At 59.5% G+C, this 15,208-nt stretch carries 14 protein-coding genes; 7 read left to right on the top strand and 7 right to left on the bottom strand.

Annotated elements, in window-relative coordinates:
* Positions 1–256: 256 nt before the first annotated feature.
* From AAEZ10_RS22725 to AAEZ10_RS22715, 3 genes are all read right to left on the bottom strand, one after another.
* Complete coding sequence (locus tag AAEZ10_RS22725) at positions 257–1,915, bottom strand: cation acetate symporter (RefSeq protein ID WP_016771015.1); 1,659 nt, start codon at positions 1,913–1,915, stop codon at positions 257–259.
* Complete coding sequence (locus AAEZ10_RS22720) at positions 1,912–2,223, bottom strand: DUF485 domain-containing protein (protein WP_016771016.1); 312 nt, start codon at positions 2,221–2,223, stop codon at positions 1,912–1,914. Before AAEZ10_RS22720 ends, AAEZ10_RS22725 begins: the two co-directional genes overlap by 4 nt.
* Positions 2,224–2,463: 240 nt before the next feature.
* Positions 2,464–3,315, bottom strand: a complete 852-nt coding sequence (locus AAEZ10_RS22715; protein ID WP_016771017.1) for a glycine betaine ABC transporter substrate-binding protein — start codon at positions 3,313–3,315, stop codon at positions 2,464–2,466.
* A 297-nt stretch (positions 3,316–3,612) separates the two neighbouring features.
* Between AAEZ10_RS22715 and AAEZ10_RS22710 the strand changes: the two genes are divergently transcribed.
* Positions 3,613–5,208: a glycoside hydrolase family 17 protein gene (locus AAEZ10_RS22710; protein ID WP_273528911.1), complete on the top strand. Its 1,596-nt coding sequence runs from the start codon at positions 3,613–3,615 to the stop codon at positions 5,206–5,208.
* A 120-nt stretch (positions 5,209–5,328) separates the two neighbouring features.
* On the opposite strand, the gene AAEZ10_RS22705 is transcribed toward AAEZ10_RS22710, so the two are convergent.
* A complete protein-coding gene (locus AAEZ10_RS22705) occupies positions 5,329–5,697 on the bottom strand; it encodes a hypothetical protein (RefSeq protein WP_122602251.1) in 369 nt (122 codons plus the stop codon).
* 224 nt (positions 5,698–5,921) lie between these two features.
* Here AAEZ10_RS22705 and mlaY point away from each other — a divergent pair, with 224 nt between their 5' ends.
* Both mlaY and AAEZ10_RS22695 read left to right on the top strand, forming a co-directional pair.
* Positions 5,922–7,220 (top strand): lipid asymmetry maintenance lipase MlaY, encoded by a 1,299-nt coding sequence (gene mlaY, locus AAEZ10_RS22700; RefSeq protein ID WP_024012145.1) that lies wholly within the window; start codon positions 5,922–5,924, stop codon positions 7,218–7,220.
* Positions 7,213–8,001, top strand: a complete 789-nt coding sequence (locus tag AAEZ10_RS22695; RefSeq protein WP_024012144.1) for an MlaA family lipoprotein — start codon at positions 7,213–7,215, stop codon at positions 7,999–8,001. Before mlaY ends, AAEZ10_RS22695 begins: the two co-directional genes overlap by 8 nt.
* A gap of 127 nt (positions 8,002–8,128) precedes the next feature.
* On the opposite strand, the gene AAEZ10_RS22690 is transcribed toward AAEZ10_RS22695, so the two are convergent.
* Positions 8,129–9,043 (bottom strand): DUF808 domain-containing protein, encoded by a 915-nt coding sequence (locus AAEZ10_RS22690; RefSeq protein WP_073472713.1) that lies wholly within the window; start codon positions 9,041–9,043, stop codon positions 8,129–8,131.
* A gap of 135 nt (positions 9,044–9,178) precedes the next feature.
* On the opposite strand from AAEZ10_RS22690, the gene AAEZ10_RS22685 reads away from it, so the two are divergent.
* Positions 9,179–9,787, top strand: a complete 609-nt coding sequence (locus AAEZ10_RS22685) for a TetR/AcrR family transcriptional regulator (protein WP_041479604.1) — start codon at positions 9,179–9,181, stop codon at positions 9,785–9,787.
* Between the two features lie 102 nt (positions 9,788–9,889).
* On the opposite strand, the gene AAEZ10_RS22680 is transcribed toward AAEZ10_RS22685, so the two are convergent.
* Both AAEZ10_RS22680 and AAEZ10_RS22675 read right to left on the bottom strand, forming a co-directional pair.
* Positions 9,890–10,348 (bottom strand): REP-associated tyrosine transposase, encoded by a 459-nt coding sequence (locus tag AAEZ10_RS22680; protein WP_073472715.1) that lies wholly within the window; start codon positions 10,346–10,348, stop codon positions 9,890–9,892.
* 212 nt (positions 10,349–10,560) lie between these two features.
* Positions 10,561–11,001, bottom strand: coding sequence for a GlcG/HbpS family heme-binding protein (locus AAEZ10_RS22675; RefSeq protein WP_073472717.1), 441 nt, complete (start codon positions 10,999–11,001; stop codon positions 10,561–10,563).
* A 268-nt stretch (positions 11,002–11,269) separates the two neighbouring features.
* On the opposite strand from AAEZ10_RS22675, the gene gcl reads away from it, so the two are divergent.
* From gcl to AAEZ10_RS22660, 3 genes are all read left to right on the top strand, one after another.
* Positions 11,270–13,045, top strand: coding sequence for a glyoxylate carboligase (gene gcl / locus AAEZ10_RS22670; protein ID WP_350571091.1), 1,776 nt, complete (start codon positions 11,270–11,272; stop codon positions 13,043–13,045).
* Positions 13,046–13,255: 210 nt separating this feature from the next.
* Positions 13,256–14,038 carry a hydroxypyruvate isomerase gene (gene hyi, locus AAEZ10_RS22665; protein ID WP_282383615.1) on the top strand — a complete coding sequence of 261 codons (783 nt, stop codon included), beginning with the start codon at positions 13,256–13,258 and terminating at the stop codon, positions 14,036–14,038.
* A 119-nt stretch (positions 14,039–14,157) separates the two neighbouring features.
* A complete protein-coding gene (locus tag AAEZ10_RS22660; RefSeq protein WP_323167800.1) occupies positions 14,158–15,051 on the top strand; it encodes a 2-hydroxy-3-oxopropionate reductase in 894 nt (297 codons plus the stop codon).
* The last annotated feature ends 157 nt before the right edge of the window (positions 15,052–15,208 follow it).

Raw genomic sequence — 15,208 nt, 5'->3', positions numbered from 1 at the left:
TCATAACGCTTCGGCATTGCTAGACACCTTCGCCCCCATGAATGGTTGAGTCAATTAACAGAGGTGACAGGTAGGCTGACACGGGGGGGCGCTTGTAAAAAAGTAAGTCGCCGTAAGGGCGAAACCGCCAGCCGCAGCACTGCAAAAAACGGATATACACACCAAACCAACCGATAACCGCCCACAAAAAAACGCCCCGATCTCTCAACCAGGGCGTTTTCTTGAAGCTTGCAGCTTGCAGCTTACATCTGATCTCTTAGTGCGAAACCGCCCCACTCGCCCCCAACCCGGTCTGCGAACGCACAAACTGCGGGAAGAACAGCGCCCGCTCATTGTCCGCAGCCGCCGACTTGTCGGTAATCGAGAAGAACCAGATCCCGATGAACGCAATCATCATCGAGAACAGCGCCGGATATTCGTAAGGGAAGATCGCCTTCTCGTGATGCAGAATCTGCACCCAGATGGTCGGGCCGAGGATCATCAGACCAACAGCACTCACCAGACCCAGCCAGCCACCAATCATCGCGCCGCGAGTGGTCAGCTTCTTCCAGTACATCGAAAGCAGCAGTACCGGGAAGTTGCAGCTCGCCGCGATGGAGAACGCCAGGCCGACCATGAACGCAATGTTCTGGCTTTCGAACAGAATGCCCAGACCAATCGCCAGCACCGCCAGGGCGATAGTGGTGATCTTCGACACGCGAATCTCATCCTTCTCGTTTGCTTTGCCCTTCTTGATCACACTGGCGTACAGGTCGTGAGAAACCGCCGAAGCACCCGCCAGCGTCAGACCGGCTACCACAGCCAGAATGGTCGCGAACGCCACTGCCGAGATGAAGCCAAGGAAGATGCTGCCGCCCACCGCGTTGGCCAGGTGCACCGCCGCCATGTTGTTGCCGCCGAGCAAGGCGCCCGCTGCATCTTTGAAGGCCGGGTTGGTGCTGACCAGCAGGATCGCGCCGAAGCCGATGATGAAGGTCAGGATGTAGAAGTAACCAATGAAACCGGTAGCGTACAGCACGCTCTTGCGCGCTTCTTTTGCGTCACTCACGGTGAAGAAGCGCATCAGAATGTGTGGCAGGCCAGCGGTACCGAACATCAGTGCCAGACCCAGCGAGAACGCCGAGATCGGATCCTTGACCAGACCGCCCGGGCTCATGATCGCTTCGCCCTTGGCGTGAACCTTGATCGCTTCGGAGAACAGAGTGTTGAAGTCGAAGCCCACGTGCTTCATCACCATCAGCGCCATGAACGAGGCACCGGACAGCAGCAACACTGCCTTGATGATCTGCACCCAAGTGGTCGCGAGCATGCCGCCGAACAGCACGTACATGCACATCAGCACGCCGACCAGAATCACCGCAACGTGGTAATCGAGGCCGAACAGCAGCTGGATCAGCTTGCCGGCACCGACCATTTGCGCGATCAGGTAGAACGCCACCACCACCAGCGAGCCGCAGGCGGACAGGGTGCGAATCTGGGTTTGCCCGAGGCGGTAGGACGCCACGTCGGCAAAGGTGTATTTACCCAGGTTGCGCAGGCGCTCGGCGATCAGGAACAGAATGATCGGCCAGCCCACGAGGAAGCCGATCGAGTAGATCAGGCCGTCGTAGCCTGAGGTGAACACCAGCGCGGAAATACCCAGGAAGGACGCCGCCGACATGTAGTCGCCAGCGATCGCCAGGCCGTTCTGGAAACCGGTGATCTTGCCGCCCGCCGCATAATAATCGGCGGCCGAATTGTTTTTCTTCGAAGCCCAGTAGGTGATGTATAAAGTCGCGCCGACGAAGGCCACGAACATCAGGATCGCCGGGATGTTCAGCGGCTGTTTGGCCACCTCCCCCGTCAACGCGTCAGCCGCCCAGACACTCGGCGCGAAAGCCGCAACACTCAATAGAGCCAGTAGACGCCGGATCATTGCTGAGCCTCCTTGAGAATCGCATTGTTCAGGTCGTCGAACTCGCCATTGGCGCGGCGCACGTAGATACCGGTCAGGACGAAGGCTGAAATGATCAGGCCGACACCGATCGGGATGCCCCAGGTGATCGAGGATTCAGGACTGAGTTTCGCCCCGAGCACGTGCGGCCCGTATGCGATCAGCAGGATGAATGCGGAGTACAGCCCGAGCATGATTGCCGAGAGAATCCAGGCGAATCGTTCCCTTTTCTGAACCAGCTCCTTGAATCGGGGACTGTTTTGAATCGAGAGGTAAATGCTGTCGTTCATTGTTTTTATCCTCGCAGCACAAATTATTGTTGGAACGTAGCTAATGTATGCGGCTGCGAGAGAGGATCCAGACGACCTTAGTAGTAGATGGCCATGATGTTCTGGCCATTTTCCGGACACCCAAAAACAACTGTGGGAGCGAGCTTGCTCGCGAAGGCGTCGTATCAGTCGATATTGCATCAACTGACAGATTGCATTCGCGAGCAGGCTCGCTCCCACAGGGGTGTGGCGGTGTTGAAATTATTTGGTCCAGTCAGCTACACGATCCGGGTGTTTGGCTACCCAGTCCTTGGCCGCTGCATCAGGCTTGGCGCCGTCCTGGATCGCCAGCATGACCTCGCCGATTTCGTCTTTCGACGCCCACTGGAAGTTTTTCAGGAACTTGGCCACTTCCGGCGCCTTGGCGTCCAGGCCTTTGCTGCCGATGCTGTTCACGGTTTCAGCCTGGCCATACACGCCTTTCGGGTCGTCGAGGAAGCGCAGTTTCCACTTGGCGAACATCCAGTGCGGCACCCAACCGGTGACAGCGATGGATTCGTTCTTCTTCTCGGCGCGGGTCAGCTCGGCAATCATGCCGGCGCCGGAACTGGCCTTGAGGCTGTACTTGTCCAGACCGTAATCCTTGATCGCCTGATCGGTCTTGAGCATTACGCCTGAACCGGCGTCGATGCCGACAATGCGGTTTTTGAAGGTGTCGTCGGTTTTCAGATCTTCGATCGATTTAGCTTTGACGTACTCCGGCACAATCAGGCCGATCTTCGCGTCCTTGAAGTTCGGGCCGTAGTCGACGACCTGATCCTTGTTTTTCGTCCAGTAGTCACCGTGCGTCACGGGCAGCCAGGCCGAGAGCATCGCGTCGAGTTTGCCGGTGGCCACGCCCTGCCACATGATCCCGGTGGCGACGGCCTGCAGCTTCACGTCATAACCGAGTTTCTGTTTGATCACTTCGGCCGCCACGTGAGTGGTCGCGACGCTGTCGGACCAGCCGTCAACGTAACCGATGTTCAGGGTCTGTTTTTCAGCGTTGGCGAAAGTGGAACTCATCGCAAGCGCCAGAACGGCACCTGCGCCTAAAAGTCGTCGCATCTTCATCGTTTACTTCCCCGAAATGCTGCGCCCGACGGATGCCGGGCATCGTCAACGTATTGTTATGGTGCACAGCGCCCCCATCACGCCGGACCTCACACACCGAACATCAGCCGATTTTTCAAAAAGGGTACTGATGGTTTGATCATCAACCTCAAGCGGCCGGCGACCTGCTCTGTCAGCGACCTCAAGGCAGCGAGAAACGACATCAGAAAGCCATTAATCAAGCGCGATTAATTGACGCCAGACAATCCGCCCGAACTTTGCATGTACAACGCCAGCGAGCCACCTGCCCTTCTATAAATGCAGGTAACATGCGTCGCTTTGCAGCCACTCGGCCTGACCATGTCCGCAACGTCCCGATTTCCTTTTCTGCCTTATCTGTTCGCCTGCCTGCTCGGGCTCCTGGCCCTTGGCGGTTTCTGGTATGACCTCGGCCAACCGGTGATCCTGCCGGACGCCGCGACGCCGACACACAAATTGCAGTGCGCCTCCTATACGCCGTTCGACAAGGACCAATCGCCGTTCGACGTGCCGTTCAAATTGCGCCCCGAGCGCATGGACGCCGACCTCGCACTGCTGGCGACGCGCTTCGAGTGTATCCGCACCTACTCGATGACCGGCCTCGACGCCCTGCCCGATCTGGCGCGCAAGCACGGTCTGAAGTTGATGATCGGCGCCTGGGTCAACAGCAACCCGGTCGACACCGAGCAGGAAGTCGAGCTGCTGATCAAATCGGCCAATGCCAACCCCGACGTGGTTACAGCGGTGATCGTCGGCAACGAGGCACTGCTGCGCAAAGAGGTCACCGGCGCACAACTGGCCCGGCTGATCAACAAGGTCAAAAGCCAGGTCAAGCAACCGGTGACCTACGCCGACGTCTGGGAATTCTGGCTCAAGCATCCGGAAATCGCCCCGGCCGTGGACTTTCTGACCATTCACTTGCTGCCGTACTGGGAAGACGATCCGTCGAACATCGACGTGGCGCTGCGGCATGTGGCGGATGTGCGTCAGGTGTTCGGCAACAAGTTCGCGCCCAAGGACGTGATGATCGGCGAAACCGGTTGGCCCAGCGAAGGCCGCCAGCGCGAAACCGCCGTGCCGAGCCGGGTCAACGAGGCAAAATTCATTCGTGGCTTTGTGGCGATGGCCGAGCAGGAAGGCTGGCGTTACAACCTGATCGAAGCCTTCGATCAACCGTGGAAGCGCGGCAGTGAAGGCGCGGTCGGCGGCTATTGGGGGCTGTTCGATGCCGATCGACAGGACAAGGGCGTGCTCGCCGGGCCGGTGAGCAATGTGCCGTACTGGAAAGAGTGGCTGGCGGTCGGCGGATTGATTTTCCTTGGCACGCTGATGCTTGGCGGTGCTGTCCGCACTACACGTTCGGCGCTGCTGCTGCCACTGCTAGGCGCCGTCGCTGCTTGCTCGATTGGCGCCTGGGGCGATCTGGCGCGGCTGACCACGCGGTTTGCCGGGGAATGGCTGTGGGTCGGACTGCTGACCGGTTTGAATCTATTGGTCCTTGCGCATGCCGCCCTGACGCTAAGCGCGCGTAGCGGTTGGCGCGCGCGAGCATTCGATTTGCTCGAACGGCGCGCCGGCTGGCTGATCGCGGCGGCCGGTTTTGCCGCGGCGGTGATGATGCTGGAAATGGTCTTCGACCCGCGCTATCGCAGTTTCGCCAGCATGGCGTTCGTGCTGCCGGCGCTGGTCTACCTGTGCCGCCCGGTGAGCGTGCCGCGTCGGGAGATTGCTCTGCTGACCTTTATCATCGGCGCCGGGATTGCACCGCAGCTGTATCAGGAAGGGCTGCTGAATCAGCAGGCGTGGGGTTGGGCGCTGGTGAGTGGCTTGATGGTGGTGGCGTTGTGGCGATGCCTGCGGGTTCGCAAGGCCTGATTTCGGCGCTTTCGAAATCGCCATCGCTGGCAAGCCAGCTCCCACAGGATTTCTGCTGCACACAAATGTTGTGTTCACCTCAATCCCTGTGGGAGCGGGCTTGCCCGCGATGACTGACTGTCAGGCGCTGCGGGACTCGCGGACCAGGCGCAACCCGGCAATCACCACCGCAAACACCGCCAACGTCGTGTTGTACAACGCCAGCGCCGGCAGGCCGAACACCAGCGCCAGCACCGCCAGCCACCACCCTGCCCGTCCCGGCACGACAAACGCCAATACCGCTGCGCCCACCGCCGCCCAGCCCAACACTTTGAAATGAATCATCAGCCCCAGATTCGCACGCACCAGGCATTGCCAACGACTGGCTTCGTCGACGCAGATGCCCACCCACTGCCCGTCTTCCATGAAGCCATAGCGCGCGGCATAACTGGCGGCCAGCCACAGCGGCAACAAAACAAGCAGCACAATCACGGGCAAGCGGCGGGACATGGGGCACTCCAATCTGCGGAAATCGGCGGCCAGCTTAATCTGCCGACCGGCATTCGCAAGCACTAACAACTGTTAACTGTTCAGCAAGCCCTCGCAACGTGTATCGTCCAGCTACTATTACCCCGAATTCCGCCTGTTTGGTGCCGCAGCATGGCACTTTGGCGCACGGCCGGTGGTCATAGCCTGCGAACTTCAATCGGCACCTTCCTCTAAGGGATCTAGTCATGCTCCGTTCCTTGCGCTTCGCCGCGCTGTTCAGCGGCCTTATCTTGAGTGCGTCCGCGCTGGCGGTGGATATCGACGCCGCCAGCTATGGCTACCCGCTGACCAACCCGTTCGAGGCGACGATCGCCACGACACCGCCGGATCTGCGTCCGGAGTTGCCGCTGGACGACGACATCAATCAAACGGACCGCAGCCTCACCCTGCGCCCGGAGCGTGAATTCCAGCTGCCGGACAATTTCTGGGCAGTCAAGAAGCTCACTTACCGCATCGCCACGCAGGACAAGCCAGCGCCGCTGATCTTCCTGATCGCCGGCACCGGTGCGCGCTTTGACAGCACGCTCAACGAATACCTGAAGAAGTTGTATTACAAGGCCGGCTACCACGTCGTGCAGTTGTCGTCGCCGACCAGCTTCGACTTCATCAGCGCCGCCTCGCGTTTCGCCACCCCGGGCGTGACCAAGGAAGATGCCGAAGACATGTATCGGGTGATGCAGGCCGTGCGGGCGCAGAACCCGAAACTGCCGGTCACCGAGTACTATCTGACCGGTTACAGCCTCGGCGCCCTTGATGCCGCGTTCGTCGCGCATCTGGACGAGACCCGCCGCAGCTTCAATTTCAAGAAAGTCCTGTTGCTGAACCCGCCGGTCAACCTCTATACCTCGGTGACCAACCTCGACAAGCTGGTACAGACCGAGGTGAAAGGCATCAACAACAGCACCACCTTCTACGAACTGGTACTGACCAAGCTGACCCGCTACTTCCAGCAGAAAGGCTACATCGACCTCAACGATGCGCTGCTGTATGACTTCCAGCAGTCCAAGCAGCACCTGACCAACGAACAGATGGCCATGCTGATTGGCACGTCGTTCCGCTTCTCGGCAGCCGACATTGCCTATACCTCGGACCTGGTCAACCGTCGCGGTCTGATTACCCCGCCGAAATTCCCGATCACCGAAGGCACCAGCCTCACGCCGTTCCTCAAGCGTGCGCTGCAATGCGATTTCGACTGCTACATCACCGAGCAGGTCATTCCGATGTGGCGCGCGCGCACCGACGGCGGCAGCCTGCTGCAACTGATCGATCAGGTCAGCCTGTATGCGCTCAAGGATTACCTGCACGACAGCCCGAAAATCGCCGTCATGCACAACGCCGACGACGTCATCCTCGGCCCTGGCGACCTGGGTTTCCTGCGTAAAACCTTCGGTGATCGCCTGACCGTTTATCCACTGGGCGGCCACTGCGGCAACCTTAACTACCGCGTCAACAGCGACGCCATGCTGGAGTTCTTCCGTGGCTAAATATCTCCTGCTGATTGCAGCGTTCCTCTGTGCAGGCGTGGCCCAGGCCGACAACAGTAAAGCCGACGCACCGGTAGTGGTCGACAGCGACGGCTTCAAGGAACCGCTGACCAAACTCAAGTTCAACCCGGGCCTGGACCAACGCGAGTTCGAACGTTCGACGCTCAACGCGCTGAACGTCTATGACCCGCTGGAATCGTGGAACCGCCGGGTCTACCACTTCAACTATCGCTTCGACCAGTGGGTGTTCCTGCCGGTAGTCGATGGCTATCGCTACATCACGCCAAGCTTTGTGCGTACCGGGGTGAGCAACTTCTTCAACAACATTGGTGACGTGCCGAACCTGGTCAACAGCCTGTTGCAGTTCAAGGGCCAGCGCTCGATGGAAACCACCGCCCGCCTGCTGCTCAACACCACGATTGGCATCGCCGGTCTGTGGGACCCGGCGACCGCCATGGGCCTGCCGCGCCAGAACGAAGACTTCGGTCAGACCCTGGGCTTCTACGGCGTACCGGGCGGCGCCTACTTCGTACTGCCGATCTTCGGTCCGTCAAACATCCGCGACACCGCAGGTCTGGCCGTGGATTACACCGCCGACACTGCGATCAACTTCCTCAATGTCGCGGAAGTCAGCTCGAATCATCCGGAAGTCTGGGCCTTGCGTGCGATCGACAAGCGCTACCAGACCAGCTTCCGCTATGGTCAGATGAACTCGCCGTTCGAGTACGAGAAAGTGCGGTACGTGTACACCGAAGCGCGCAAGTTGCAGATCGCCGAGTAAATCGGCTGCCGCAAAACACTGTGGGAGCGAGCCTGCTCGCGAACGCGGAGTTTCAGTCAACATCGATATTGACTGAACTACCGCATTCGCGAGCAGGCTCGCTCCCACATTTGTTATGTGTTGCTGATTAACCCTTCAGCGCTTTCCAGAGCTTGCCTACGACCGAAACCACCGCCAACACCGCTGCGCCAGCAATAATCCCCGCGACACCATTGAGCAGCATCGGCACGGCGAACCCGGCGCTCCCTGCCGCTGCGCCAACGCCTTCGATCCAGTGATGCAGCACCGGCACGCCATGGGTCAGGATGCCGCCGCCGACCAGGAACATCGCCGCCGTGCCGACCACCGACAGGGTTTTCATCATGTACGGCGCGGCGCTGAGAATGCCGCCGCCGATCTTTTTCGCCATCTGCCCTGGCTTCTGCGTCAGCCACAGCCCCAGATCGTCGAGTTTGACGATGCCTGCCACCAAACCGTAAACGCCCACGGTCATGACAATGGCGATGCCGGACATGACCACCACTTGCTGCGTCAGCGAGGCATCTGCCACGGTGCCGAGAGTGATGGCAATGATTTCTGCCGAAAGAATGAAGTCAGTGCGGATTGCGCCTTTGATCTTGTCCTTCTCAAACGCCACCAGATCGGTCGCCGGATCGGCCACTGCTTCGGTCAACTGTGTGTGTTCTGCCTCGTCTTCCTCTTTGCTGTGCAGAAACTTGTGCGCGAGTTTTTCAAAACCCTCGAAACACAGGTACGCGCCGCCGACCATCAACAGCGGCGTCACCAGCCAAGGCACAAAGGCGCTGATTGCCAGCGCCGACGGCACGAGGATCAGTTTGTTGACGAACGAGCCCTTGGCCACCGCCCACACCACGGGAATTTCCCGCTCGGCGCGCACGCCCGAAACCTGCTGGGCATTGAGCGCCAGATCATCACCGAGCACCCCGGCGGTCTTCTTCGCGGCCATCTTGGTCATCAATGCAACGTCATCCAGAACGGTGGCGATGTCATCGATCAGCACCAGCAAACTGCTTCCTGCCATGAATCCTGTTTCCTTCTGTGTATGAATGTTGCCAAGCATAACGCGACCGCCGGCCACAGGCTGCATTGTTGAGCGCCGCTCAAGGCCGGTGCTACCATGCGCCACCGCCAGAACAGGCAAGGAACCACCGGGTTTATGAGCACAATCCGCGAGCGTAACAAAGAACTGATCCTGCGCGCCGCCAGCGAAGAGTTTGCCGACAAGGGCTTCGCGGCGACCAAAACCAGCGACATCGCCGCCAAGGCGGGATTGCCCAAGCCCAACGTCTACTACTACTTCAAATCCAAGGAAAACCTCTACCGCGAGGTGCTGGAAAGCATCATCGAGCCGATTCTGCAGGCCTCGACCCCGTTCAACCCGGACGGTGTGCCGAGCGAAGTGCTGAGCGGCTACATCCGCTCGAAGATCCGCATCTCCCGCGACCTGCCCTACGCCTCCAAGGTGTTCGCCAGCGAAATCATGCACGGCGCCCCGCACCTGAGCGCCGACCTGGTCGAGCAGCTCAACGCCCAGGCCAAACACAACATCGCCTGCATCCAGAGCTGGATCGACCGCGGCCAGATCGCCCCGATCGACCCCAACCACCTGATGTTCAGCATCTGGGCCGCGACCCAGACCTACGCCGACTTCGACTGGCAGATTTCCGCGGTGACCGGGAAGGACAAGCTTGATGAAGCCGATTATGAAGCGGCGGCGCAGACGATTATCCGGTTGGTGTTGAAGGGGTGTGAGCCGGATCGGTGAGATCGGGGGAACCGCTTCGCGAGCAGGCTCGCTCCCACATTTGGAATGCATTCTCCTGTGGGAGCGAGCCTGCTCGCGAATAGCCGCACCGCAGATCTCAACTCATAACCAGATCGAATCCCACAACGGATAGTCGCCAAGGCTTTTGACCAGCCCTGCCCGCAATGGGTTGGCAATGACATACCGCGCCATCTTCACCAGATTCTCCTCTTTACGCAGTGCACGGTCATGGAAGCCAGGTTGCCAAAGGCTGGTCTTTCGACCGGTCGAAAGCTTTACCGCTTTGGTGCTGAGGGATTTGGTTCGCTGCATCAATTCGCCGAGCGAGCCACTCTTCAATTCAATCAGCCAGTGAAAATGATCTGGCATTACGACCCAAGCCAGAGAATTGGCCAATCCCGTTTCCTCAGCTGCTCGGAATTGGCTTACAAGCATTCTGCCAAGGAAGAAATCGCTGAATACGGGTTCTCTCCCGGCGGTATTGGCGGTCAGAAGGTAAATGCGGTTGTGTTCTGAATAGCGTCCGATGCGCAAGCGATGTGAAGCAGATAAACCCGGCATTCCGTTGCCTTCTCATAGGTTGATCATGAGAAGGCTAGCCGTGGAGATGGCAAAGGGAGCGTCAGACTTTTAGCAAGATGTGTAGCGCAGATCGTATTCGCGAGCAGGCTCGCTCCCACAGGGGCTTTCGAACACTCGAACATTTTGTGTCCAACCCAAACTCCATGTGGGAGCGAGCCTGCTCGCGAAAGCGGTTATTCAGACACTGACATTCAAACAGCCACCCCACCATCCGCCCGCAAATCCAGCGCCTCCACCGCTCTGATTGCCACCTGCTCATCCACGTCCGACAAATCCCCACTGATCCCGATCGCGCCGAGCACTTCACCGGCCTGGTTGCGAATCAATACGCCACCCGGTGCCGGCACTACGCTGCCCTGCCCCATGCTGTTCAACGAAGAAAAAAACGCCGGGCGTTGTTGCGCGTCCTGGGCGAGCAGGCGGGAGCCTTTACCCAGGGCGATGGCGCCCCAGGCTTTGCCAATGGCGATGTCGGGGCGCAGCAGGCTGGCGCCGTCTTCACGTTGCAGGGTGATCAGGTGGCCGCCGGTATCGAGTACCGCGACAGTCAGCGGTGCGGCGTTCATGCCGCGTCCTGCGTTGATGGCTTCGCTGACCAGGTTGACTGCGACTTTCAAGGTTAAAGCGCTCATGGTGCCGTCCTCATTTTGTTATAGGGAAAGTCGTGGGACTGCGCGTTTGTGCCGCAGTCCGATGACACAAATAGAACACAATGGGTTATTTTTTTGTATACAATAATTCTCAAAAAGCGTCACATGCGACGAAAAGCCACAGCACAGCGGGCTTCCGACGAATGAAACAGGCGCTTGAGAAAATGGATTGACCTGCGCCGTCCGCCGTGAATACACTCTGCGCAAAGCCACTTGTATACAATTACAAAACGTAAAGAGGCACAAAACCATGAGCAAAATGAGAGCAATCGAAGCCGCCGTTCTGGTGATGCGCCGCGAAGGGGTTGATACCGCTTTTGGCATCCCGGGCGCAGCGATCAACCCGCTGTACTCCGCCTTGCAGAAGGTCGGCGGCATCGATCACGTCCTTGCTCGCCACGTTGAAGGCGCCTCGCACATGGCCGAGGGCTACACCCGCACCAAGGCCGGCAACATCGGCGTGTGCATCGGCACGTCCGGCCCTGCCGGTACCGACATGGTCACCGGGCTCTACAGCGCCTCGGCCGACTCGATTCCAATCCTCTGCATCACCGGCCAGGCACCCCGCGCCCGTATGCATAAAGAAGACTTCCAGGCAGTCGACATCACCAGCATCGTCAAGCCAGTGACCAAGTGGGCGACCACGGTTCTGGAACCGGGCCAGGTGCCTTACGCGTTCCAGAAAGCTTTCTATGAAATGCGCTCCGGCCGTCCAGGCCCTGTACTGATCGACCTGCCGTTCGACGTGCAGATGGCCGAAATCGAATTCGACATCGACGCTTACCAGCCGCTGCCATTGGCCAAGCCGACTGCGACTCGCGTACAGGTCGAGAAGGCTCTGGCACTGCTGGATCAGGCCGAGCGTCCATTGCTGGTCGCAGGCGGCGGCATCATCAACGCCGACGCCAGCGATCTGCTGGTTGAATTCGCCGAGCTGACAGGTATTCCGGTCATCCCGACCCTGATGGGCTGGGGCACCATCCCTGACGATCACCCGCTGATGGTCGGCATGGTCGGTCTGCAGACTTCGCACCGTTACGGCAACGCCACCATGCTGAAATCCGACGTGGTGCTGGGCATTGGTAACCGTTGGGCCAACCGCCACACCGGTTCGGTTGACGTGTACACCGAAGGTCGCAAGTTCATTCACGTCGACATCGAAGGCACGCAGATCGGCCGCGTGTTCACCCCGGATCTGGGCATCGTTTCCGACGCCGCCGCAGCGCTGACCGTGTTCATCGAAGTCGCCCGTGAATGGCAAGCCGCCGGCAAGCTGAAAAACCGCAGCGCCTGGCTGCAGGATTGCCAGCAGCGCAAGGCCAGCCTGCATCGCAAGACCCACTTCGACAACGTGCCGGTCAAGCCGCAGCGCGTTTATGAAGAAATGAACCAGGTGTTCGGCAAGGACACCTGCTACGTCAGCACCATTGGTCTGTCGCAGATTGCCGGCGCGCAGTTCCTGCACGTCTACAAACCGCGTCACTGGATCAACTGTGGTCAGGCCGGCCCGTTGGGCTGGACCATTCCGGCGGCGCTGGGCGTGGTGAAGGCCGATCCGAACCGCAAAGTCGTGGCCCTGTCTGGGGACTATGATTTTCAGTTCATGATCGAAGAACTGGCGGTCGGCGCTCAGTTCAAACTGGCTTACATCCACGTCGTGGTGAACAACTCGTACCTGGGTCTGATCCGTCAGGCCCAGCGCGGGTTCGAAATGGACTACTGCGTGCAGCTGTCCTTCGATAACCTGAATGCGCCGGAACTCAACGGTTACGGGGTTGACCACATCGCAGTCGCCGAGGGCCTCGGCTGCAAGGCGCTGCGTGTGTTCGAACCGTCGGAAATCGCCCCTGCCCTGCGCAAGGCCGAACAGATGATCGAAGAGTTCAAGGTGCCGGTGATCGTCGAGATCATTCTGGAGCGTGTGACCAACATCTCCATGGGTACCGAGATCAACGCGGTCAACGAGTTCGAAGACCTGGCACTGGTCGGCAATGACGCGCCGACGGCGATTTCGTTGCTTGACTAACTGCTGACCGCTCTCCCTGCGGGAGCGAGCCTGTGTGGTGAGGGGATTTATCCCCGTTAGGGCGCGAAGCGGCCTCAAAACCTGAAACCGCGGCGTATCAGGTACACCGCATACAATGGTTTACGACTGCTTCGCAGCCGAACGGGGATAAATCCCCTCGCCACAGCTCGCTCCCCCAGGGGATTCTCACAAGATTTACGGGAGACCACCATGCCGCGTTTCGCAGCCAACCTGTCCATGCTGTTCACCGAACAGGATTTCCTTGCCCGATTCGACGCCGCCGCCAAGGCCGGTTTCAGTGGCGTGGAATACCTGTTCCCGTACGACTTCAGCTCGGCTGAAATCAAGGCAAAACTCGAGGCCAACGGGCTGACCCAAGTGCTGTTCAACCTGCCGGCCGGTGACTGGGCCAAGGGCGAGCGCGGTATTGCCTGCCTGCCGGATCGGGTCGAAGAGTTCCGCGCCGGGGTCGATCTGGCGATCGCTTACGCACAAGTGCTGGGCAACACCCAGGTCAACTGCCTGTCCGGCATCCGCCCGCAAGGCGTTGACGATGCCACCGTGGAGAAGACCTTCGTCGCCAACCTCAAATACGCCGCCGACAAGCTGCAAGCGGCGGGCATCAAACTGGTGATGGAAGCGATCAACACCCGCGACATTCCCGGTTTCTACCTGAACAACACGGCGCAAGCCCTGTCGATTCGCGAGCAGGTCGGCAGCGCCAATCTGTTCCTGCAATACGACATCTACCACATGCAAATCATGGAAGGCGATCTGGCCCGCACCCTGCAATCACACCTGGGCGAGATCAACCATGTGCAGCTCGCGGACAACCCGGGGCGCAACGAGCCGGGCACCGGTGAGATCAACTACCGCTTCCTGTTCGAACACCTTGATCGCATCGGTTATCAGGGTTGGGTCGGCTGCGAATACAAACCGCTGACCACCACCGAAGCGGGCCTGGGTTGGTTGAAATCACACAACGCAATCTGATTGACCACGCATTGCAAAAAATCTGGGGCAGCTGCGCTGCCCAACGGGGATAAATCCCCTCGCCACAAAAGCTCACCAGCCATGGGTTGGGGGCACGACAAAAACAAGAGGATTTTCTCATGGCTAAAATCGGATTCATCGGCACCGGCATCATGGGCCACCCAATGGCGGCGAACCTGCAGAAAGCCGGTCACAGCCTGTTCCTGTCGCAACACCACGACGCGGCCCCGGCCGATCTGGTCGCCGCTGGCGCCGTCGCCCTGGCAAATCCGCGCGAAGTGGCGCAGGAAGCCGAATTCATCATCGTCATGGTTCCGGATACCCCGCAGGTAGACGACGTGCTGTTCCGCGCCGACGGTGTTGCCGCTGGCATCGGCAAAGGCAAAGTGGTCATCGACATGAGCTCGATCTCGCCGACCGCGACCAAAGCCTTCGCCGCCAAGATCAACGAGAAAGGCGCGCAATACCTTGACGCGCCAGTGTCCGGCGGTGAAGTCGGCGCCAAGGCCGCGACCCTGAGCATCATGGTCGGTGGCGACACCGATGCCTTCGAGCGCGCCCTGCCGCTGTTCCAGGCCATGGGCAAGAACATCACCCTGGTCGGCGGTAATGGCGACGGCCAGACCGCCAAAGTGGCGAACCAGATCATCGTCGCGCTGAACATCCAGGCCGTAGCCGAAGCCCTGCTGTTCGCCTCGAAAAACGGTGCAGATCCAGCCAAGGTGCGTGAAGCGCTGATGGGCGGTTTCGCTTCTTCGAAGATTCTCGAAGTGCACGGCGAGCGCATGATCAAAGGCACCTTCGACCCGGGCTTCCGCATCAGCCTGCACCAGAAGGACCTGAACCTGGCCCTGCAAGGCGCCAAGGAGCTGAACATCAATCTGCCGAACACCGCCAATGCCCAGCAGGTATTCAGCACCTGCGCGGCCATCGGTGGCAGCAACTGGGACCACTCGGCGCTGATCAAGGGCCTGGAACACATGGCCAATTTCTCGATTCGCGACAATAAATAAAGCCTGCCCCGTCGCTCGTTCCCACGCTCCGCGTGGGAATGCAGCCTGGGACGCTCCGCGTCCCTGCCGAAGCGGACGCAGAGCGTCCATTGAGGCATTCCTTTGCGGCGCGTGGGAACGATCATCAGCATTAACCAAGAACAATAAGATTGGGAGC

The sequence above is a fragment of the Pseudomonas sp. H26/SER47-MNA-CIBAN-0231 genome, assembly GCF_040310465.1.
GTDB classification, from domain to species: Bacteria; Pseudomonadota; Gammaproteobacteria; order Pseudomonadales; family Pseudomonadaceae; genus Aquipseudomonas; species Aquipseudomonas atacamensis.
The sequence above is the reverse complement of the archived record's forward strand: the minus strand, read 5'-3'. Positions and strand labels throughout refer to the sequence as shown.

What these genes read in the sequence shown, in the direction of transcription:
- mlaY (WP_024012145.1), top strand. Translation starts at nt 5,922, where the DNA reads ATGCTCCGTTCCTTGCGCTTCGCCGCGCTGTTCAGCGGCCTTATCTTG.
- AAEZ10_RS22685 (WP_041479604.1), top strand. Translation starts at nt 9,179, where the DNA reads ATGAGCACAATCCGCGAGCGTAACAAAGAACTGATCCTGCGCGCCGCC.
- AAEZ10_RS22680 (WP_073472715.1), bottom strand. Translation starts at nt 10,348, where the DNA reads ATGCCGGGTTTATCTGCTTCACATCGCTTGCGCATCGGACGCTATTCA.
- AAEZ10_RS22710 (WP_273528911.1), top strand. Translation starts at nt 3,613, where the DNA reads ATGCAGGTAACATGCGTCGCTTTGCAGCCACTCGGCCTGACCATGTCC.
- AAEZ10_RS22705 (WP_122602251.1), bottom strand. Translation starts at nt 5,697, where the DNA reads ATGTCCCGCCGCTTGCCCGTGATTGTGCTGCTTGTTTTGTTGCCGCTG.
- AAEZ10_RS22715 (WP_016771017.1), bottom strand. Translation starts at nt 3,315, where the DNA reads ATGAAGATGCGACGACTTTTAGGCGCAGGTGCCGTTCTGGCGCTTGCG.
- gcl (WP_350571091.1), top strand. Translation starts at nt 11,270, where the DNA reads ATGAGCAAAATGAGAGCAATCGAAGCCGCCGTTCTGGTGATGCGCCGC.
- AAEZ10_RS22675 (WP_073472717.1), bottom strand. Translation starts at nt 11,001, where the DNA reads ATGAGCGCTTTAACCTTGAAAGTCGCAGTCAACCTGGTCAGCGAAGCC.
- AAEZ10_RS22720 (WP_016771016.1), bottom strand. Translation starts at nt 2,223, where the DNA reads ATGAACGACAGCATTTACCTCTCGATTCAAAACAGTCCCCGATTCAAG.
- hyi (WP_282383615.1), top strand. Translation starts at nt 13,256, where the DNA reads ATGCCGCGTTTCGCAGCCAACCTGTCCATGCTGTTCACCGAACAGGAT.
- AAEZ10_RS22660 (WP_323167800.1), top strand. Translation starts at nt 14,158, where the DNA reads ATGGCTAAAATCGGATTCATCGGCACCGGCATCATGGGCCACCCAATG.
- AAEZ10_RS22725 (WP_016771015.1), bottom strand. Translation starts at nt 1,915, where the DNA reads ATGATCCGGCGTCTACTGGCTCTATTGAGTGTTGCGGCTTTCGCGCCG.
- AAEZ10_RS22690 (WP_073472713.1), bottom strand. Translation starts at nt 9,043, where the DNA reads ATGGCAGGAAGCAGTTTGCTGGTGCTGATCGATGACATCGCCACCGTT.